Source organism: Microbacterium sp. NPDC058345, from assembly GCF_042723855.1.
Lineage (GTDB): Bacteria > Actinomycetota > Actinomycetes > Actinomycetales > Microbacteriaceae > Microbacterium.
Map to the genome: position 1 here is coordinate 301,157 of NZ_JBHXIG010000003.1, position 18,215 is coordinate 319,371.

Sequence of the window (18,215 nt, forward strand, 5' to 3'; positions counted from 1 at the left end):
ACCACCCCTTTCCTCCCTTTCGAAGGAGCACATCTGTGGCACTGATCGAGGCTGTAGGCGCACGCGAGATTCTCGACTCGCGCGGAAACCCGACCGTCGAGGTGGAGGTGCTCCTCGATGACGGCATCGTGCAGCGCGCCGCTGTTCCGTCCGGAGCGTCCACCGGCGCCTTCGAGGCGTACGAGCTGCGCGACGGCGACAAGAGCCGGTACGGCGGCAAGGGCGTGCTCAAGGCGGTCGAGTCCGTCATCGACGAGCTGGGGCCGGCCATCGAGGGTGTCGAGGCGAGCGAGCAGCGCGTCATCGACGAGATCCTCATCGAGGTCGACGGCACCGACAACAAGAAGCGCGTGGGTGCGAACGCCATCCTCGGCGTGAGCCTCGCCGTGGCGAAGGCCGCGGCCGACTCCGCCGACCTGCCGCTGTTCCGCTACCTGGGCGGACCGAACGCGCACCTGCTGCCCGTTCCGCTGTTCAACGTCATCAACGGCGGCGAGCACGCCGACAACGGCATCGACATGCAGGAGTTCTTCCTCGCGCCGATCGGCGCCGAGACCTACTCGGAGTCGCTGCGCTGGGGCGTGGAGACCTACCACGTGCTCAAGGCCGAGCTGAAGGCGGCAGGGTACGCGACCGGCCTCGGCGACGAGGGCGGCTTCGCCCCCGACCTGCCCAGCAACCGCGAGGGCCTGGACTTCCTCGTCAAGGCCATCGAGAAGGCCGGTTTCACGCCGGGAACGGACATCGCCCTCGGCTTGGACGTCGCCGCGACCGAGTTCTTCACCGACGGCGTGTACCGCCTCGACAACAAGGACTGGGACGCCGCCGCCCTCACCGAGTACTACGTGGGCCTCGTGAACGACTACCCGATCGTGACCATCGAGGACGCGCTCGCCGAGGACGACTGGGACAACTGGAAGGCGCTCACCGACGCGCTCGGCAGCACCGTCCAGCTCGTCGGTGACGACCTGTTCGTGACCAACCCGTCCCGCCTGGCCGACGGCATCCGCCGCGGTGTCGGCAACTCGCTGCTGGTCAAGGTGAACCAGATCGGCACGCTCACCGAGACGTTCGACGCGGTCAGCCTCGCCCACCGCTCCGGTTACACCGCGATGCTCTCGCACCGCTCCGGCGAGACCGAGGACACCACGATCGCCGACCTCGTCGTCGCCACCAACTCGGGTCAGATCAAGGCCGGTGCGCCCGCTCGCAGCGAGCGCGTCGCCAAGTACAATCAGCTTCTGCGCATCGAGGAGGAGCTGGGCGACGCCGCGGTCTTCGCCGGCCGCTCCGCCTTCCCGCGCTTCCAGGACTGATCGGCGATCATGCCGCAGGAGTGACGAGTCCGCCCGAGTGCGGGAGAGGGGAGAGCCATGGCGAGACGTCCGGCTCTCCCCTCCTCGTCTGCCGCGCAGGAGGAGCGGAACGGCGGGTCGCGGCCGAAACAGGCGCGCCACCGGCAGCGGGATGCCGCCCGCAGCACCGCCCGCTCGGTCGACGTGCGCGAGTGGGCCAGCGGCATCCGCCTCTCCGGCTTCGCCGCGATCATGCTCTCCCTCGTCGTGCTCGGCACCTGGGTGCTGGTGCCCACCGTCGGCACCTACCTCGATCAGCGCCAGCGGATCGCCGCGCTGCAGGACGCGGTGCAGGTCACTGAGGATCAGATCTCGGCGCTCGAGCAGGAGCGCGTGCGATGGGACGACCCCGCCTACATCACCACCCAGGCCAGGGAGCGCCTGTACTACGTCAAGCCGGGCGAGGTCGTCTACCTCGTCGACAACGATCTCGATCCGGCCGACCTGCCCCCGGAGCAGCGCGAGGTCAGTGACGAGATCGAAGAGCGGCCCGCGGACTGGATGCCGCAGCTGCTGCGCAGCATCACGGGCACCGGCCTGGCGAAGACGGCGGTCGAAGCGCCCGCGCGCTGAGTCTTCACACAGCTGTGCTCGCCTACGCTGGAGGGGTGACGAGACCGCCCTTCGAGACGCCCACCGCCGCCGAGATCGCCGTCGTGTCGAGCCAGCTCGGCCGCGCCGCACGAGGCGTGGTCGGCATCGCAGCGCGATGCGCGTGCGGCAACCCCACGGTGGTCGCCACGTCGCCGCGTCTCGACGACGGCACGCCGTTTCCCACGTTCTACTACCTGACGCATCCTGCCGCGACCGCGGCGATGTCGACGCTCGAGGCTGATCAGGCGATGCCCGACCTGGCCGCGCAGCTCGAGGACGAGGCCACCGCCGACGCCTACCGGGCGGCGCACGAGGCGTACCTGGCGGACCGCGCGCTGTTCGGCGACGTGCCCGAGATCGCGGGCATCTCGGCCGGCGGGATGCCGACCAGGGTGAAGTGCCTGCACGCACTGGCCGGCCACGCGCTCGCCGCCGGCCCGGGAGTGAACCCGATCGGAGACGCCGCTCTGCGCCGCTCGTCCTGGTCGCCGGAGCGCTGCGAATGCAGCGAGCCCGAAGCGGCCCGCGGGAGCTCGGCGGGATGATCAGGCGGCGGATGCTGCCCGGCGCCGTCGCGGCCGCGACGGTGACAGCATCCGTGATGCTCGCGGTGTGCCCCGCGGCGACCGCGATCGCCGCGCCCGCCCCCGTGCAGCTGGAGAGCCCGACGGAATCGCCCGCGCCGACTCCGCTGGCGATCCCCGACGATCCGTCCGACCCGGTGCGGGCCCGGGAGTACTGGCTGGACGGCGCGAACATCCGTGACGCCTGGCACACCACCCGCGGCGAGGGGGTGACGATCGCCGTGCTCGACACCGGGGTCGGTGATGCGGCCGGCGCGTTCGACGATGTCGTGGTGCGCGGCACGGATGTCTCCGGGGCCGGCGCGTCCGACGGCCGCACGCCGGTGGGCGTCATCGGTCGCGATCACGGCACGCTCGTGGCGTCGATGGCCGCAGCACCGGGCAAGACCGACGGCACGGGCATGATCGGCGTCGCGCCGCGCGCGAAAGTGCTGTCGGTCTCTCTCGGCTTCCCCGGCTCGTCGGCGACCGTGCCGTTCACCGAGCAGGTCGCCGAGGGTATGAAGTGGGCGGTCGATCACGGCGCCGACATCATCAACCTGTCGTTCACGACGAACACCCTCGACTGGGACGAGAGCTGGGACGATGCGTTCCTGTACGCCTATGAACACGACGTCGTCGTCGTGGTCGCCGCCGGCAATCGAGGCAGCGGAACGTCGATCGTCGGAGCGCCGGCCACCATCCCCGGTGTGCTCACCGTCGGCGGTGTCGACCAGACCGGTGTGGCGAGCGTCGGCGCGTCGACGCAGGGCATCACGATCGGCGTCTCGGCTCCGAGCGAGGCGCTCATCGGTCTGACGGCGGACGGGAAGCTGAGCCAGTGGGACGGCACGAGCGGCGCGGCGCCGATCGTGGCGGGCGCTGCAGCGCTGGTGCGTGCCGCGCATCCGGATCTCGACGCGGCCAACGTCATCAACAGGATCATCAAGACGGCCGTCCCGGTGCCGGAGATGAAGAAGCCTCATGACGCCCTCTACGGCTACGGCCTTCTCGACGCGAACGCCGCGGTCAGCGCGTCCGTGCCGCTCGTCACGGAGAACCCGATGGGCGACCTCACCGAGTGGATCCGCCTCCATCGCCGCGCGGACTCACCCGATGAGCCTGATCCCGTGCCCACATCGACGCCGGTCGCCGTTCCTCCGCTTCCGCCAGCGGAGCCTCCCACCGAGCCCGGGTCGCCCCTCCTCCCGACGGCCGAATCGCTGCGGTACGGTACCCTGCCGCTCCTGGCCGTCACAGTCCCTGGTATCCTGGTTGCGCTTGGCGTCACCGCAGCTGCCCGGCGCATCCGAACGGAGCGCGGTCGACGCGCCCCCACCCCATGACGACGAGGAGTTGTCCCCCTGTGCCTCAGAACAGCACTGTGCCCCGCATTCTGATCGTCGGCGGCGGCTACGCAGGTTTCTACACGGCCTGGAAACTCGAGAAGCACCTTCGCAAGGGTGAAGCCGAGGTCACCATGGTGGACCCGCTTCCGTACATGACGTACCAGCCGTTCCTGCCCGAGGTCGCGGCCAGCTCGATCGAGCCGCGTCACGCGGTCGTCGCGCACCGCCGTCACCTGAAGCGCACCCACGTCATCAGCGCGAAGATCACCGGCATCGATCACGCCAACAAGGTGGCGACGATCACTCCTCCGATCGGCGAGCCGTACGAGTTCGCCTACGACCAGATCGTCGTGACCGCCGGCGCCGTCTCGCGCACGTTCCCGATCCCCGGCATCGCCGAGAACGCGATCGGCCTCAAGGCGATCGAAGAGGCCGTCGCCGTGCGCGACAAGCTGCTGTCCAACTTCGACAAGGCGGCGGCGATCCCCGCGGGTCCCGAGCGCGACCGTCTGCTCACCGTAATCGTCGTCGGCGGCGGTTTCGCGGGTATCGAGGTCTTCGCCGAACTGCGTTCGTTCGCCTCTTCGCTGATCTCGAAGTACCCGCAGCTGTCGTTCGAGGACACCCACTTCCACCTGATCGAGGCCATGGGCCGGATCATGCCCGAGGTCTCGCTGAAGACCAGCGAGTGGGTGCTGAAGGATCTCGCCAAGCGCGGCGCGAACGTGCACCTGGACACGCAGGTGACCGGCGCCATCGACGGCAACGTCGAGCTGTCGACCGGCGAGGTGCTGCCCAGCGATCTCATCATCTGGACCGCGGGTGTCATGGCCAACCCGACCGTCGTCCGCGGCGGCGATCTGCCGATCGAGGAGCGCGGCCGCATCCAGACCCGCGCAGACCTGCGTGTCGGCACCGCCGAGGAGCCGGTCGAGGGCGCCTGGGCCGCCGGTGACGTCTCCGCCGTTCCGGACCTGTCCGGGGGTGGCGTCGGCGGGTACTGCGTGCCGAACGCCCAGCACGCCGTGCGTCAGGCGAAGCTGCTCGCGAAGAACCTCGTGGCCGTGTTGCGCGGTGAGGGCACCAAGGACTACTTCCACAAGAACCTCGGCGCGGTCGCCGGCCTCGGCCTCTACAACGGCGTCTTCCAGTCGGGCAGGATCGCCATCAAGGGCTTCCTCGCCTGGATCGCGCACCGCGGCTATCACGGTCTGGCGATGCCGTCGTGGGAGCGCAAGTGGCGCGTGCTGTGGGGCTGGTGGAACAACCTGTGGCTGGGCCGCGACATCGTGAACCTCAAGGCCGTGCAGCACCCGCGCCACACCTTCGAGGAGTTCGCCGCCCGGCCGCGTCCGGCGGCGGCCGCCCCGACGGCTCCCGCGGAACCCGCCAAGGTCGGATCGACGCCGGTGCCGACCCAGGCGGAAACAGCGAAGCCTGAGGCCGCGGCGAAGCCCGATGCCGCGGCGAAGAAGGCGCCCGCCAAGAAGCCGGCGGCCAAGAAGCCGGCGGCGAAGAAGGAGCCGGCGACCGAGACCGTCACGGCGGACGTCTGACCGCGAGCCGTAGCGAGGGCCCGTTCGAGATCCGCTCTCGAACGGGCCCTCTGCCGTTCCGTCGCCCGTGCCCGCGTGAACCGGGCGCGAGGTCGGACTGCGGCCGGCGTGGCCCCCTCGTGTGCCCCCACCGGGATTCGAACCCGCCCCACCGGCTCTCCGCCCGCCGCTTCGCGTCGCGCGGAGCCTCGGCCGGCGTGGCCCCGAGCGTGCTGCGGTCTGGTGCCCCCAGTCGGATTCGAACCGACACTTGGGCGTGTTTAAGACGCCTGCCTCTGCCGTTGGGCTATGGGGGCCCGCAGTCAGCCTATCCGCGGCGTGCGCCCAGCGCCGGGCTGCGACGCGGTTCCGCCGGTGATGAATCCGCGTCCCCGAGGTCGTAGGGTGGGGGAGTGCTCGACCTCACCGCCGACCTGAGCCCCGCCGCAGCGCGTGAGCCGTGGTGCGAGCCTCGCTCCTGGTGGCGTTCGCTCACCGAGGCCACCGCGCACCTGCCCGCTCCCGTCGCGGTGATCCAACGCGACGCCCTGCGGCACAACGCGCTCGACCTGCTGGTGCGCTCCGGCGGCGTGCCGATCCGCGTCGCGACCAAGTCGATCCGCGTGCGCGGCGTGCTCGACGCCGTGCTGGCGATACCGGGCTTCCGCGGCATCCTCGCCTTCACCCTCGCCGAGGCGCTCTGGCTCGCCGAGGACCACGACGACATCGTGCTCGGCTACCCCACGGTGGATCGCGCCGGACTCGAGCGGATGCTCGCCGACGAGGAACTCGCCTCGCGCATCACGCTGATGATCGACGACGTCGCCCATCTCGACCTCATCGACAGCCTCGCCGCGCCGCGCACGCGACCCGAGGTGCGCGTGGCGATCGACGTCGACGCCTCACTGCGCTCGGCAACGCTCGGTCACATCGGCGTGCGACGCTCGCCGCTTTTCACCGCATCCGACGTCGCCGGATTCGCACGGCAGGTCGTCGCCCGGCCCGGCTTCCGATTGACGGGGCTGCAGCTCTACGAGGCGCAGATCGCCGGTCAGGGAGACGCCGCGGGCGTCGATGCGCCCCTGATCCGCATGGTGCAGGCGCGATCGCGCGACGAGCTGCGGGTCCGTCGTGCGCAGATCGCCGAGGCGATGCTCGACGTCGCACCGCTCGAGTTCATCAACGGCGGCGGCACCGGATCGCTCGAGTTCACCGGCAGCGATCAGTCGGTCACCGAGGCGACGGCGGGCAGCGGCCTGCTCGCCGGGCACCTGTTCGACGGGTACCGTGCCTTCCGGCCCGCACCCGCGTCGGCGTTCGCCTTCGACGTCGTCCGTCGTCCGGCCGACGACATCGCCACGGTGCTGGGCGGCGGCTGGATCGCCTCTGGTCCTCCCGTGGCGTCACGTCAGCCGAGTCCGGCCTGGCCGCAGGGACTGCGCACTCTGCCGCGGGAGGCGGCAGGCGAAGTGCAGACGCCGCTGCAGGGCCGCGCGGCACGCGACCTGCGGATCGGGGATCGGGTGTGGTTCCGTCACGCGAAGAGCGGCGAGCCGGCCGAGCGCGTCGAGAGCTACCATCTGATCGTCGACGGAACGGTCGTCGACGAGCTGCCCACCTACCGCGGCGAGGGGAAGGCGTTCCTATGACACGACCGGGGGAGGCCTGGCAGAACTGGGGACGCTCGGCCTCCGTGCGCCCGGTGCGCGTCGAGCGCCCTCGATCACCCGAGGGCGTTCAGCGCGCCGTCAAGGCCGCCCTCGCTCAGGGCCTCACGATCAAGGCCGTCGGCGGCAGCCACAGTTTCACGGGCATCGCCGTCGCACCGGGTGTTCTCCTCGAACTCGACGATCTGCAGGGCCTCGTCTCGGCGGATGCCGCCAGCGGACTGGTCACGCTGCTCGGCGGCACCCGGCTGCATCGCATCCCCAAGCTGCTCGCGCCCTACGGCCTCGCCATGCAGAACCTCGGCGACATCGACAGACAGTCGATCGCCGGCGCGGTGTCGACCGGCACCCATGGCACCGGGGCGCGGTTCGGCGTCATCGCCACGCAGGTGCGCGGTCTCACGCTGGTGACGGCGGACGGCGAGTTCCTGCGCATCGACGCCGAGCACAATGCCGAGATGCTTCCCGGGGCGATCGTCGGCCTCGGCGCCCTCGGCATCATCGTCGACGTCACGCTGCAGTGCGTGCCGGCCTTCCAGCTGCACGCCGTCGACGCTCCCGTGCCGCTGGACGACGCGCTGGAGACGCTGCACGACCGCGCGGCCGAGGCCGACCACCTCGAGTTCTACTGGCATCCGCACACCGACGTGGCTCTGATGAAGACGCAGACCCGGCTCCCGGAGTCCGCCCGGCGGCATCCGCGTCCTCCGCTGCGGCGATGGGTCGACGAGACGCTGCTCGCCAACGGCGTGTTCGGGATCTTCTGCGCGACCAGCCGCTTCGCGCCGGCGATGATCCCGCCGTTCAACCGCCTCGCGGTGAGGCTCACCGGCGACGCCGAGTACACCGACCGCTCCCACCGGGTGCTCATCCACGACCGCGCGGTGCGGTTCCGCGAGATGGAGTACGCCATCCCGGCCGCGAACGTCGTGCCCGCCTTCCAGGCGATCCGCCGCCTCATCGAGGAACGCCGCTGGCGCATCGAGTTCCCGATCGAGGTGCGCTTCGCCGCCGCCGACGACCTGTGGCTCTCGACGGCCTCGGGGCGGGACAGCGCGTACATCGCCGTGCACCGGTACTGGCGGGTCGATCCGCGAGCGTACTTCGACGCGGTCGAGCAGATCCTGCTCGACGCCGGCGGGCGGCCGCACTGGGGAAAGCTGCACTCCCTCGACGACGCGCAGCTGCGCGACCGGTACCCGCGGTTCCACGACTTCGTCTCGCTGAGGGATCGTCTCGACCCAGGGCGCCTCTTCGGCAACCGCTATCTGGAGCGCGTCCTGGGCGCATGAGCGGTCGTCGTCCAGCGGTTGCGCAGTGTGCGCGACGTAGGATGGGTTCCGATTCAAGAGGGGGCACGAATGGAATGGCTCTGGCCGGTACTGATCGTCGTCGGTGTGCTCGTGATCGCCGGTATCTACCTTTGGGCGACCTACAACTCGCTGGTGCAGCTGAACGTCCGCGTCGATGAGGCGTGGAGCGGAATCACCGTGCAGCTCAAGCGCAGAGCCGATCTGATCCCCAACCTCATCGAGACGGTGCGCGGCTACGCTTCCCATGAGAAGGCGGTCTTCGAGGGTGTCACGCGTGCACGCGCGGAGACCCTTTCGGCAACGGGACCCGCCGAGGCCGGTGTCGCCGAGGGACACCTGCAGCAGGCGCTGCGCAGTCTGTTCGCCGTCGCCGAGGCTTACCCGCAGCTGCAGGCCAGCCAGAACTTCCTGCAGCTGCAGCATTCGCTGGTCGACACCGAGGACAAGATCCAGGCCGCGCGCCGGTTCTACAACGGCGGCGTCCGCGAGATGAACACCAAGATCAAGGTGTTCCCGAACAACCTCTTCGCCCGAGGTCTGGGCTTCACGGAGCGGGAGTTCTTCGAGGTCGCCGACGACGGCGCGATCTCCGAGCCGCCGCGCGTGCAGTTCTGACGCCGCCGGGAACACCGCCGCCCACGCGGGAGGCGCCGCCGCAGGCGCGGGCAGCTCCCGGTACCGGGCGGCGTGCGCTCAGCGGGCGGTGGCCAGGGGTGTCTCCCGCGGATGCCGGTGGCGTTCCACGCCGTCGTGCCGACTCTGCGCCGCCCGGGCGACGGCCTCCGCCGCATCGCCCCAGCCCGACACGCTGATGCGCTCCAGGCCCTGCCAGGCGGCCGCGCGAGCGAGTTCTCCGGCGACGGCCTCCGCATCGCCCGGTCGTGCCTGCGGCTCCCACCAGGCCGACTGCACGCGCAGCACCGACCCGGCGCGGTCGGCCTTCAGGTCGACACGTGCGACGATCCGATCGCCGACGAGCACGGGCAGCGAGTAATAGCCGTAGCGGCGCTTCTCCGCAGGCACGTAGATCTCGATGCGGTAGTCGAGGTCGAACACCCGGAGGGCGCGATCGCGGAACCACACCACCGGGTCGAAGGGCGTCAGCAGGGCCGCACGATCGATGCGCCGGGGCAGAGACGCCGCCGTGTGGCGCCACGCCGCCACCGGCCGTCCGCCGCGCTCCCAGCCGCGCACCGTCACCGGCTCGAGCTCTCCGGCGTCGACGAGATCGTCCACGGCCGAACGTACGGCGGCGAGGTCGCGCAGTCGGTAGTAGTCGTTGAGATCGGATGCGGTCGCGACGCCGTAGGAGCGCGCGGCTCTGCGCACCAGTTCGCGCACGGCATCGGCGCGTTCGATGCGCTGCTCCCGCACGTCAGCCGGCACGATCTGCTCGGCGAGACCGTACCGGCGCTCGAACCCCACCCGGCCAGCGATCGCCACCTCCCCGCAGCGCCAGAGATGCTCCAGGGCGAGCTTCGCCTCATCCCAGTCCCACCACGAGCCGCGCTCGCGGGGCGCGTCGTCGCGCAGGTCGGCGGGACGCAGCGGCCCGCGATCGCGCAGCTCGGCCCGTACCCAGTCGAGCGTGCGCGTGTGCGCGTGCATCCACCGGGACGGATCCGCGGCGCGCCGCCGCCAGTCGTCCATGCGGAAGCGCCACAGCGCCCAATCCGCCACCGGCATGAACGCGGCCTCGTGCGCGAGGTACTCCACGTAGTGGGTGGTGCGTGAGAGGAACAGCCGGTCCAGCAGGGCAGGGTCGTAGACGCCCAGACGCGAGAACATCGGCATGTAGTGCGATCGGGCGAAGACGTTGACCGAATCGATCTGCAGCACGCCGAGCCGCTCCATCGCGCGGTGCAGGTGCCGGGAGACGACCGCATCCGGCAGCCGGCGCGAGAACCCCTGGCTGGCGAGCGTCATGCGACGCGCCTCGGCGGCGCTGAGCGTGGGGACGGCGGAGGTCGATCGGATGCGGGCCACGCGGACAGCGTATCCGTGACCCCCGACATGTGACCGGGCCGCCGGGAAGACGCCCGTATCATGGCACAATGAGCGACGAGCGACGACCGAGGTTCCGGAATCCGTTCCGCTACGATCCGCCGTCCACGCACCGTACGGTGACGAGCGACGCCGACGAGGCGGTGCCGATGCCTCTCAGGGTGACAGCCGCGTTCTCCTGGCGTCTGCTGGTGATCGCCGCCGTGATCGCGCTGTTCATCTGGCTGGTGATGCTGCTCAAGCTGCTGGTCATCCCGCTGCTGGTCGGCATCCTCGTCACCGCGCTGCTGTGGCCGGTGTTCCAGCTGATGCTGCGCGCACACTTCCCGCGCTGGCTCGCGATCACCGCCACCGTGATCGGCACGCTCGGCGTCGTGACCGGCCTGGTGTGGCTGGTCGTCTGGCAGGTGCGAGCGCAGCTGCCGGATGTGCAGGCCAAGACGCAGGACGCGATCGGGCAGCTGCGCGAGTTCCTTCTGGAAGGACCGCTGCATCTCACCGCCGCGCAGATAGACGGGTACATCCAGCAGGGCATCGATCTGATCGGCGAGCAGGCCTCGCTGCTGTGGAACGCCGCCGGTGCCGTGACCGGCACCGCGGCGCACATCGTCACCGGGACGCTTCTCGCCCTCTTCATCCTGATCTCGCTGCTCGCCGACGGTGCGGGCATCTGGCGCTGGACCGTGAAGCTGTTCCCGCGCCGTTCCCGACCCGCCGTCGACGCCGCGGCCCGCAACGGCTGGGCGACCGTGATCGACTACGCCCGCACCCAGCTGTTCGTCGCCGGCATCGACGCCGTCGGCATCGGGGTCGGCGCGGCCCTGCTGGGCGTTCCCATGGCGATACCGGTCGCGGTGCTGGTGTTCCTCGGCTCCTTCATCCCGATCGTCGGAGCGGTGATCACCGGTGCGGTCGCCGTCTTCCTGGCGCTGGTCTACAACGGTGTCTGGATCGGCGTGGCGATGCTCGGCGTCGTGCTGCTGGTGCAGCAGCTCGAGGGGCACATCCTGCAGCCGATCCTGATGGGCTCCGCCGTCAAGGTGCACCCGCTCGCCGTGGTGCTGGTCGTGGCAGGCGGTGCGATGATCGCCGGCATCCCCGGCGCGCTGTTCGCGGTGCCTCTGGCGGCTTTCGTCAACGTCGCGGCGGTGACCATCAGCACCGGCGCGTGGCGCACCGGTGAAGAGCCCCGCGCGGATCTCATCTGGAGCACGGTGCCGCGTCCGCGGCAGAGGAGGAATCGATGACCGCAGTCCCCAGCCTGGCCGAGTTCACCGCCGCCGCGGAGAGCCTCGACGGAGTGATCTCGCACACGCCGGCCGAGCTCTCCCGCGCGCTCGGCGACGTGCTGGGATCGCCCGTGGTGCTCAAGCTGGAGAACCTGCAGCGCACCGGATCGTTCAAGATCCGGGGCGCCGCGTACCGGCTCGCGCAGCTGACCGCCGAGGAGCGTACCCGAGGCGTCGTCGCCGCGTCGGCGGGCAATCACGCCCAGGGCGTCGCGCTGGCCGCCCAGGCGCTGGGCATCCCGGCCACGATCTTCATGCCGCTGGGCGTCCCCGTGCCGAAGCTGCTCGCCACCCGGGGCTACGGCGCCGAGGTGGTGCTGGAGGGCGAGACGGTGGCCACATCCCTCCGGCTGGCGGCGGAGTTCGCCGAGCGCACCGGAGCGGTCATGATCCACCCGTTCGATCACCGCGACGTGGTGATCGGGCAGGGCACGCTCGGGCTCGAGATCTTCGACGACGTGCCCGACGTCGACACGGTCATCATGGGCATCGGCGGCGGCGGACTCATCGCGGGCGTGGCGGCGGCCCTCAAGCAGGCCGCCGCCGCGGCCGGGCGCACCGTGCGGGTGATCGGCGTGCAGGCGGAGAACGCCGCCGCGATGCCGCTCTCGCTCGATGCCGGACGCCCCGTCGAGATCCAGACGCACCCGACGATCGCCGACGGCATCCTGGTGGCACGCCCCGGCGATGTGCCCTTCGAGATCGTCCGCGAGTTCGTGGACGAGGTCGTCACCGTCTCCGAGGACGACATCGCCCGCGCGCTGCTGGTGCTGCTCGAGCACGCCAAGGTGGTCGTCGAGCCGGCCGGCGCCGTCGGCGTCGCCGCGATCCTCGCCGGCAAAGTGCAGGACACGGGCAAGACGGTGTCGATCCTCTCGGGCGGCAACATCGACCCGATGCTGCTGCAGCGGGTCGTCGCGCATGGACTCGCCGCATCCGGTCGCTACGCCACCGTGCGCATCCCGCTTCCCGACCGCCCCGGCCAGCTGGCGAGGGTGTCGGAGCTCGTCGCACACGCCGGTGCGAACGTGCTGGAGGTGCTGCACACCAGGCACGGGCACGGGCTGCAGATCAGCGACATGATCCTGCAGCTGTCGATCGAGACGCGCGGGCCCGAGCACACCGAGCTCACCCTCGACACGCTGCGCGCCGCCGGTTACGAGCCGGTCGTCGTACCGGACTGAATCTCGGCGCCCGCTCCACGCATCGCTTCCGCTGCGCGCAGCCTCCGCGCGCGTGGCCCCATGGCACTGCCGCCTCCTTCGCCCGGACCGACGAAGGCGGGATGCTCCTCAGGGGAGCATCCCGCCTTCTGCGTCGACCGGTCCGGCGCCCGAGCCACACCGCGCGGCGGGCTCACCGGAGTAGGTCGCGGGAATCAGCCGGTGTAGGTCTCGACGCCGGTGATCTCGACGGGGATCGCCCGGCCGTTCGGGGCCTCGTATGTGGTCTTCTCGCCGATCTTCAGACCGAGGATGGCCTTGCCCAGCGGGCTCGCCTCGCTGTACACGTCGAGGTCGCCGCTGGCTGCGATCTCGCGGCTGCCGAGCAGGAAGACCTCCTCGTCGCCGGCGACGATCGCGGTGACCACCGTGCCGGGCTCGACGATGCCGCGGCTGGTCGGCGCCTCGCCGACCTTCGCCGTCTTCAGCAGCTGCTGCAGGGTGCGGATGCGTGCCTCCTGCTTACCCTGCTCGTCCTTCGCGGCGTGATAGCCGCCGTTCTCCTTGAGGTCACCCTCCTCGCGCGCCGCTTCGATGCGCGCCGCGATCTCCTCCCGACCGACGGTCGAGAGGTGTTCGAGCTCTTCGGCGAGCCGGTCGTAGGCCTCCTGCGTGAGGAAAGGTACCTGAGCGTCTGTGGTCACAGCGTGCTCCTTACGTAGCGGCCCCTTCAGGGGCTTGTGAGGATCGGGCGCGATGTGCGCCCTGGCGATATGCCAAACGCCCCGGCTCGGGCCGGGGCGCAGGTCTCTTGCCGATGAGTCTAAGCGACCCAGCAGGTCTTCACCAAACCCGTGGTCGCCAGCGCGACCGTCGGGATGCGCACGCTGAGCGCCTGCGAGTGCTCCTCGCTTCCCGGGATCTCGACGATCTTCCACCCGACGACCCCGAACTCCTCGTCCTGCGCCTCCACCGCGCAGACGACGTCCGCGCCGCGTGGCGCGGTGAACTGGAAGTGCAGCGTCACGCTGTGCTCGTCGACGATCTCGAAGCCGAGGTCATCGGCATCCACGGCGTTCATCGAGGTCGCGACCGTCACCCATCCGAGCGCGATGATCGCGGCGACCGCCAGGGCGCCGGCGACGATCCAGGGCAGCCGGCGCTTCGCGGTGCGACCGTAGCGCTCGTCGAGCTCGCGTGCGGTGGTCACGGGTCTCCTGCTCTGCGGACGGCGGATAGGCTGGTGTTCCCAGGTTATCCGGCCTGCGGAGGAAAGGCGGACGCATGCTCCTGCTCGGCGAGAACACCCCGGTTCCCACGCCGTCGATGACGGTGGATCCGGAGTCCGTGACGCCCGGCTTCGCCGGCTTCGCGATGATCGCGCTGATCGTGATCGTCGTCGCGCTTCTGATCTGGGACATGAACCGCCGCATCCGTCGAGTGCGCTACCGGGCCGAGGTGCGCGAGGAGCTGGACGCCGAAGAGGCGGCCGCGCGGGGAGAGACTCCCGAGCCCGACGCGGACGCCAAGGACTGACACCGCTCCGGCACCGGCGCCTTCGACGGGATCGGTCAGACCCCGACGCGCTGGAATGCGTCGAGGCTGAGGCCCTGCTCCAGGATCCGCTGTGACCACTCCTTCGCGCTGTGCAGGCTGTGGTCGCGGTAGTTCCCGCATTCGACGGCCGAGACGCCGGGCACGTCGCTCCACTCCGCGGGACCGGCGATGAACTCGAGGCCGCCGCGGATGGCGTCGGCGACGTCGGCGACGGAGGGTTCGCCCCACATGATCAGGTGGAATCCGGTGCGGCAGCCGAACGGCGAGATGTCGATCACGCCGTCGATCCGGTCGCGCAGGGCGCTGGCGAGCGTGTGCTCGATGGTGTGCAGCCCCGCGGTGGGGATCTCGCCCGCGTTGGGCTGCACGAAGCGCACATCGAAGTTCGAGATGGCGTCGCCCCTCGGACCGTGCTCGACGGCGATCAGGCGCACGTAGGGCGCGGTGACGGCGGTGTGGTCGAGGGTGAAGCTTTCGACATCGGCCATGGGAACCTCCAGATCTCCTCCTGTCAGGATGCCACGGACGCGGCGATGCCTGCGCCGGGATGACGCTGTGCTACCCCGGGCGACGCCGCGAGCACGCAGCGATCAGCCGGTGTCGCCGCGATCAGCCGGCGACGCCCAGCGACGGCGCATGCGGCGCGAGCGAGATCAGCAGGCAGGCGGTCCAGTGGCACAGGAAGGCCAGCACCGTGCAGACGTGGAAGATCTCATGGAAGCCGAAGTGCCCCGGCCACGGGTTGGGTCGCTTCATGGCGTAGATGACCGCGCCCACCGTGTACAGCAGGCCCCCGACGCACACCAGCACCATCATCTCGACGCTCGCGACGAGGAGATCGCCCATGTACATCACCGCGGCCCAGCCGAGCACGAGGTACAGAGCGACATACAGCCAGCGCGGCGCGTCGATCCAGAACACGCGGAACAGGATGCCGAGGACCGCACCGCCCCACACCAGGCAGAGCAGCAGCGTGCCCTTCTGCGGTTCGAGCGCGAGGGTCGCGATCGGGGTGTAGGTGCCGGCGATCAGCAGCAGGATGTTGGCGTGGTCGATCCGCTTGAGGACGACCTTTACCTTCGGGCTCCAGTCGAACCGGTGATAGAGCGCGGAGTTCCCGAACAGCAGCAGCGACGTGGCCATGAAGACGGCCGCCGCCCATTTCGCCGGCGCACCCTGGGCGAGCACGATGAGCACGACGCCGGCGACGATCGCCACCGGGAATGTGCCTGCGTGGATCCATCCTCGCCAGCTCGGCCTGATCTCGATGGCCGCGTCGGTCGCCGCCGCGTCGAGCAGGGGGAGCTGGGGAACTTCGGGATCGCCTGAGGCTCGGGTGCTCACGTGGCCACTCTAGGCCCGTCCGCATGCGACGAACAGTGGAAATCCTGTGCCTGCTCGGATGCGAGCACGGGGCGTGGCGGTAGCGTAGGCACGTGAGTGCACGCGAGAGCTCGGGGCGGGGGCCCCTCTATCGGCTCTATGGCAACCGGCTGCGCCGGCGGATCGACCCGGCGTCCGTGCCGCATCACGTCGCCATGATGATCGACGGCAACCGACGCTGGGCGCGCCAGCTCGGCTACGACTCCGCGGCCGACGGGCATAGGGCGGGCGCCGCCAAGATGCGCGAATTCCTGGACTGGTGCGACGAGCTCGGCGTGCGCGTGGTCTCGCTGTACCTGCTCTCCAGCGACAACCTGCTCAAACGCGATTCGAAGGAGATCGGCGACCTCATCGAGATCATCGCCGAGCTCGCCGACACGCTCTCGCAGCACGGCAGCTGGCGGGTGCAGCACGTCGGGCGCTCCGACATCCTGCCCGCCGAGCTGCTGCGGGTGCTCGACGAGGCGCAGGGACGCACCGCCGGTCACGACGGGCTGCACGTCAACCTCGCCGTGGGCTACGGCGGACGCAACGAGATCGTCGACGCCGTGCGCAGCATCATCGCGAAGCACAACGCCTCGGGCGGCACGCTCGAGGACCTCGCCACGCAGCTCACGCCGGAGATGATCGGGGAGCACCTGTACACCGGCGGGCAGCCGGACCCCGACCTCGTCATCCGCACCAGCGGCGAGCAGCGGCTGAGCGATTTCCTGCTGTGGCAGAGCGCGCACAGCGAGTTCTACTTCGTCGAGGCTCTCGGGCCCGACCTGCGCCGTGTCGACTTCCTCCGCGCGATCCGCGACTACGCCGATCGCGACCGACGGTTCGGCCGCTGAGGTCCTGCCCGGCGCCGCATGGCGCGCGGCGCCGATACGACGGCATCCGGCATCGAGAGGTCATCTCGAATTAAGGCGACACGCCCGCGTGTCTCTCCCGGCACTTCGCGCGCGCGGCCGTACCTTCAAGGCATCGGGCACCGTGCCCGATCGGGTCGACCCAGCAGGCAGCGACTCGTGGCCCCAGGTCGACTCGCAGCAGAGCCGGGATCATCCCGGGTGGGAGTGGATCGTGACCACACGTACAGCGCAGCAGTCATCCACCCGTCAGGCCGCCTTGCGGCAGGCCGAGACGAACGAGGAGACCGCGCTTCGCACCTACGTCCTCGACACATCGGTGCTGCTCAGCGACCCGCAGGCGCTGTTCCGCTTCGCGGAGCATTCCATCGTGCTGCCGATCGTCGTCATCTCCGAGCTGGAGGCGAAGCGACATGATCCCGAGCTGGGGTACTTCGCCCGCCGGGCGCTGCGTCACCTCGACGAGCTGCGCATCGAGCACGGCCGTCTGGACTTCCCCGTGGAGGTCGGCGACGGCGGAACGCTGCGCGTCGAGCTCGGCAACACCGACACCTCGATCCTTCCCGCCGGCATCCGGCTCAGCGACAACGACACCCGCATTCTCGCCACGGCCGCGCATCTCGCGCAGGACGGGCAGGACGTCACGATCGTGTCGAAGGACCTCCCGATGCGCGTCAAGGCGGCGTCGCTCGGGCTCACCGCCGAGGAGTACCTCGCCGAACAGGCGGTCGACTCCGGCTGGACGGGCATCTCCACGCTCGACCTCTCCGGCGACGAGATGAGCGACCTCTACGACAGCGAGATCGGCCTCAGCGAAGAGGTGCGGGGGGTCCCGGTGAACACCGGCCTCATCATCCACTCCGAGCGTGGCTCGGCCTTGGGGCGCGTGACCGGCGACGGCGAGTTCCGTCTGGTGCGGGGCGACCGTGAGGTATTCGGCCTGCACGGGCGTTCCGCCGAGCAGCGCATCGCCATCGACCTCCTGCTCGATCCCGACGTCGGCATCGTCTCACTCGGCGGTCGCGCCGGCACCGGGAAGTCGGCGCTCGCGCTGTGCGCGGGGCTCGAAGCGGTGCTGGAACGTCAGCAGCAGAAGAAGATCATCGTCTTCCGACCGCTGTTCGCCGTCGGCGGGCAGGAGCTCGGCTACCTGCCCGGCGATCAGGGCGAGAAGATGAACCCCTGGGGTCAGGCGGTGTTCGACACGCTGGGCTCGGTGGTGTCGGCGAACGTGCTCGAAGAGGTCCTCGAGCGGGGGATGCTGGAGGTGCTGCCGCTCACGCACATCCGCGGCCGGTCGCTGCACGACGCGTTCGTGATCGTCGACGAGGCGCAGTCGCTGGAGCGGAACGTGCTGCTCACGGTGCTGAGCCGGATGGGCCAGAACTCCCGGGTCGTGCTCACCCACGACGTCGGCCAGCGCGACAACCTGAGGGTGGGCCGGCACGACGGCATCGCCAGCGTGATCGAGACCTTGAAGGGGCACGAGCTGTTCGGCCACGTCACGCTGACGCGCTCGGAGCGCTCGGCGATTGCCGCCCTGGTCACCGAGCTGCTGGAGGGCGGCGAGCTCAGCTGACCCGGGAATG

General features: G+C 70.3%; 18 protein-coding genes and 1 tRNA gene. 13 read left to right on the top strand and 6 right to left on the bottom strand.

From position 1 onward, the window contains the following. Window positions 1–35 precede the first annotated feature (35 nt). Genes eno through ACFWH5_RS13105 form a run of 5 tightly spaced genes read left to right on the top strand, consistent with a single transcriptional unit; the run spans window position 36 to window position 5,417 of the window. Window positions 36–1,316 carry a phosphopyruvate hydratase gene (gene eno / locus ACFWH5_RS13085; RefSeq protein ID WP_378835199.1) on the top strand — a complete coding sequence of 427 codons (1,281 nt, stop codon included), beginning with the start codon at window positions 36–38 and terminating at the stop codon, window positions 1,314–1,316. Window positions 1,317–1,373: 57 nt separating this feature from the next. Further along, the gene (locus ACFWH5_RS13090; RefSeq protein WP_378835201.1) at window positions 1,374–1,928 is read left to right on the top strand and encodes a septum formation initiator family protein; all 555 of its coding nucleotides are present in this window, start codon (window positions 1,374–1,376) and stop codon (window positions 1,926–1,928) included. A 35-nt stretch (window positions 1,929–1,963) separates the two neighbouring features. After that, window positions 1,964–2,494, top strand: a complete 531-nt coding sequence (locus ACFWH5_RS13095) for a DUF501 domain-containing protein (protein WP_378835202.1) — start codon at window positions 1,964–1,966, stop codon at window positions 2,492–2,494. A gap of 11 nt (window positions 2,495–2,505) precedes the next feature. Continuing rightward, complete coding sequence (locus ACFWH5_RS13100) at window positions 2,506–3,858, top strand: S8 family serine peptidase (RefSeq protein WP_378835203.1); 1,353 nt, start codon at window positions 2,506–2,508, stop codon at window positions 3,856–3,858. Between the two features lie 38 nt (window positions 3,859–3,896). After that, window positions 3,897–5,417: an NAD(P)/FAD-dependent oxidoreductase gene (locus ACFWH5_RS13105; RefSeq protein WP_378835205.1), complete on the top strand. Its 1,521-nt coding sequence runs from the start codon at window positions 3,897–3,899 to the stop codon at window positions 5,415–5,417. Between the two features lie 220 nt (window positions 5,418–5,637). Here ACFWH5_RS13105 and ACFWH5_RS13110 read toward each other — a convergent pair. After that, window positions 5,638–5,713: transfer RNA gene (locus ACFWH5_RS13110), tRNA-Leu, on the bottom strand. Window positions 5,714–5,809: 96 nt separating this feature from the next. Here ACFWH5_RS13110 and ACFWH5_RS13115 point away from each other — a divergent pair. The 3 genes from ACFWH5_RS13115 to ACFWH5_RS13125 all read left to right on the top strand — a co-directional run bounded on the left by ACFWH5_RS13115 (window position 5,810) and on the right by ACFWH5_RS13125 (window position 8,991). After that, window positions 5,810–7,045: an amino acid deaminase/aldolase gene (locus ACFWH5_RS13115; RefSeq protein WP_378835206.1), complete on the top strand. Its 1,236-nt coding sequence runs from the start codon at window positions 5,810–5,812 to the stop codon at window positions 7,043–7,045. Continuing rightward, a complete protein-coding gene (locus ACFWH5_RS13120) occupies window positions 7,042–8,355 on the top strand; it encodes a D-arabinono-1,4-lactone oxidase (protein ID WP_378835208.1) in 1,314 nt (437 codons plus the stop codon). Before ACFWH5_RS13115 ends, ACFWH5_RS13120 begins: the two co-directional genes overlap by 4 nt. Before the next feature lie 69 nt (window positions 8,356–8,424). Next, window positions 8,425–8,991, top strand: a complete 567-nt coding sequence (locus ACFWH5_RS13125; protein ID WP_378835210.1) for a LemA family protein — start codon at window positions 8,425–8,427, stop codon at window positions 8,989–8,991. A 78-nt stretch (window positions 8,992–9,069) separates the two neighbouring features. On the opposite strand, the gene ACFWH5_RS13130 is transcribed toward ACFWH5_RS13125, so the two are convergent. Then, on the bottom strand, window positions 9,070–10,362 hold the full coding sequence (locus tag ACFWH5_RS13130; RefSeq protein ID WP_378835211.1) for a winged helix-turn-helix domain-containing protein: 1,293 nt from the start codon (window positions 10,360–10,362) through the stop codon (window positions 9,070–9,072). Between the two features lie 68 nt (window positions 10,363–10,430). On the opposite strand from ACFWH5_RS13130, the gene ACFWH5_RS13135 reads away from it, so the two are divergent. Both ACFWH5_RS13135 and ilvA read left to right on the top strand, forming a co-directional pair. Further along, on the top strand, window positions 10,431–11,627 hold the full coding sequence (locus tag ACFWH5_RS13135) for an AI-2E family transporter (RefSeq protein ID WP_378835212.1): 1,197 nt from the start codon (window positions 10,431–10,433) through the stop codon (window positions 11,625–11,627). Beyond that, a complete protein-coding gene (gene ilvA / locus ACFWH5_RS13140; RefSeq protein ID WP_378835214.1) occupies window positions 11,624–12,853 on the top strand; it encodes a threonine ammonia-lyase in 1,230 nt (409 codons plus the stop codon). The genes ACFWH5_RS13135 and ilvA overlap by 4 nt, the downstream gene beginning before the upstream one ends. Before the next feature lie 194 nt (window positions 12,854–13,047). Here ilvA and greA read toward each other — a convergent pair whose 3' ends face one another. After that, window positions 13,048–13,536, bottom strand: coding sequence for a transcription elongation factor GreA (gene greA, locus ACFWH5_RS13145; RefSeq protein WP_378835215.1), 489 nt, complete (start codon window positions 13,534–13,536; stop codon window positions 13,048–13,050). Between the two features lie 119 nt (window positions 13,537–13,655). Continuing rightward, window positions 13,656–14,042: a DUF4307 domain-containing protein gene (locus tag ACFWH5_RS13150; RefSeq protein ID WP_378835217.1), complete on the bottom strand. Its 387-nt coding sequence runs from the start codon at window positions 14,040–14,042 to the stop codon at window positions 13,656–13,658. Between the two features lie 74 nt (window positions 14,043–14,116). Between ACFWH5_RS13150 and ACFWH5_RS13155 the strand changes: the two genes are divergently transcribed. Continuing rightward, complete coding sequence (locus ACFWH5_RS13155; RefSeq protein ID WP_378835218.1) at window positions 14,117–14,368, top strand: hypothetical protein; 252 nt, start codon at window positions 14,117–14,119, stop codon at window positions 14,366–14,368. Window positions 14,369–14,403: 35 nt separating this feature from the next. Here ACFWH5_RS13155 and ACFWH5_RS13160 read toward each other — a convergent pair whose 3' ends face one another. Next, on the bottom strand, window positions 14,404–14,877 hold the full coding sequence (locus ACFWH5_RS13160) for an S-ribosylhomocysteine lyase (RefSeq protein WP_378835219.1): 474 nt from the start codon (window positions 14,875–14,877) through the stop codon (window positions 14,404–14,406). A gap of 121 nt (window positions 14,878–14,998) precedes the next feature. Continuing rightward, entirely contained in the window at window positions 14,999–15,733 is a 735-nt protein-coding gene (locus ACFWH5_RS13165) for a hemolysin III family protein (RefSeq protein ID WP_378835221.1), read from the bottom strand. A gap of 92 nt (window positions 15,734–15,825) precedes the next feature. On the opposite strand from ACFWH5_RS13165, the gene ACFWH5_RS13170 reads away from it, so the two are divergent. Together ACFWH5_RS13170 and ACFWH5_RS13175 are read left to right on the top strand one after the other, a co-directional pair. Beyond that, complete coding sequence (locus tag ACFWH5_RS13170; protein WP_378835222.1) at window positions 15,826–16,608, top strand: isoprenyl transferase; 783 nt, start codon at window positions 15,826–15,828, stop codon at window positions 16,606–16,608. Window positions 16,609–16,840: 232 nt separating this feature from the next. After that, a complete protein-coding gene (locus tag ACFWH5_RS13175) occupies window positions 16,841–18,205 on the top strand; it encodes a PhoH family protein (protein WP_378835224.1) in 1,365 nt (454 codons plus the stop codon). Window positions 18,206–18,215 lie beyond the last annotated feature (10 nt).

What these genes read in the sequence shown, in the direction of transcription:
- ACFWH5_RS13090 (WP_378835201.1), top strand. Translation starts at nt 1,374, where the DNA reads ATGGCGAGACGTCCGGCTCTCCCCTCCTCGTCTGCCGCGCAGGAGGAG.
- ACFWH5_RS13100 (WP_378835203.1), top strand. Translation starts at nt 2,506, where the DNA reads ATGCTGCCCGGCGCCGTCGCGGCCGCGACGGTGACAGCATCCGTGATG.
- ACFWH5_RS13120 (WP_378835208.1), top strand. Translation starts at nt 7,042, where the DNA reads ATGACACGACCGGGGGAGGCCTGGCAGAACTGGGGACGCTCGGCCTCC.
- ACFWH5_RS13125 (WP_378835210.1), top strand. Translation starts at nt 8,425, where the DNA reads ATGGAATGGCTCTGGCCGGTACTGATCGTCGTCGGTGTGCTCGTGATC.
- ACFWH5_RS13135 (WP_378835212.1), top strand. Translation starts at nt 10,431, where the DNA reads ATGAGCGACGAGCGACGACCGAGGTTCCGGAATCCGTTCCGCTACGAT.
- ilvA (WP_378835214.1), top strand. Translation starts at nt 11,624, where the DNA reads ATGACCGCAGTCCCCAGCCTGGCCGAGTTCACCGCCGCCGCGGAGAGC.
- ACFWH5_RS13155 (WP_378835218.1), top strand. Translation starts at nt 14,117, where the DNA reads ATGCTCCTGCTCGGCGAGAACACCCCGGTTCCCACGCCGTCGATGACG.
- ACFWH5_RS13160 (WP_378835219.1), bottom strand. Translation starts at nt 14,877, where the DNA reads ATGGCCGATGTCGAAAGCTTCACCCTCGACCACACCGCCGTCACCGCG.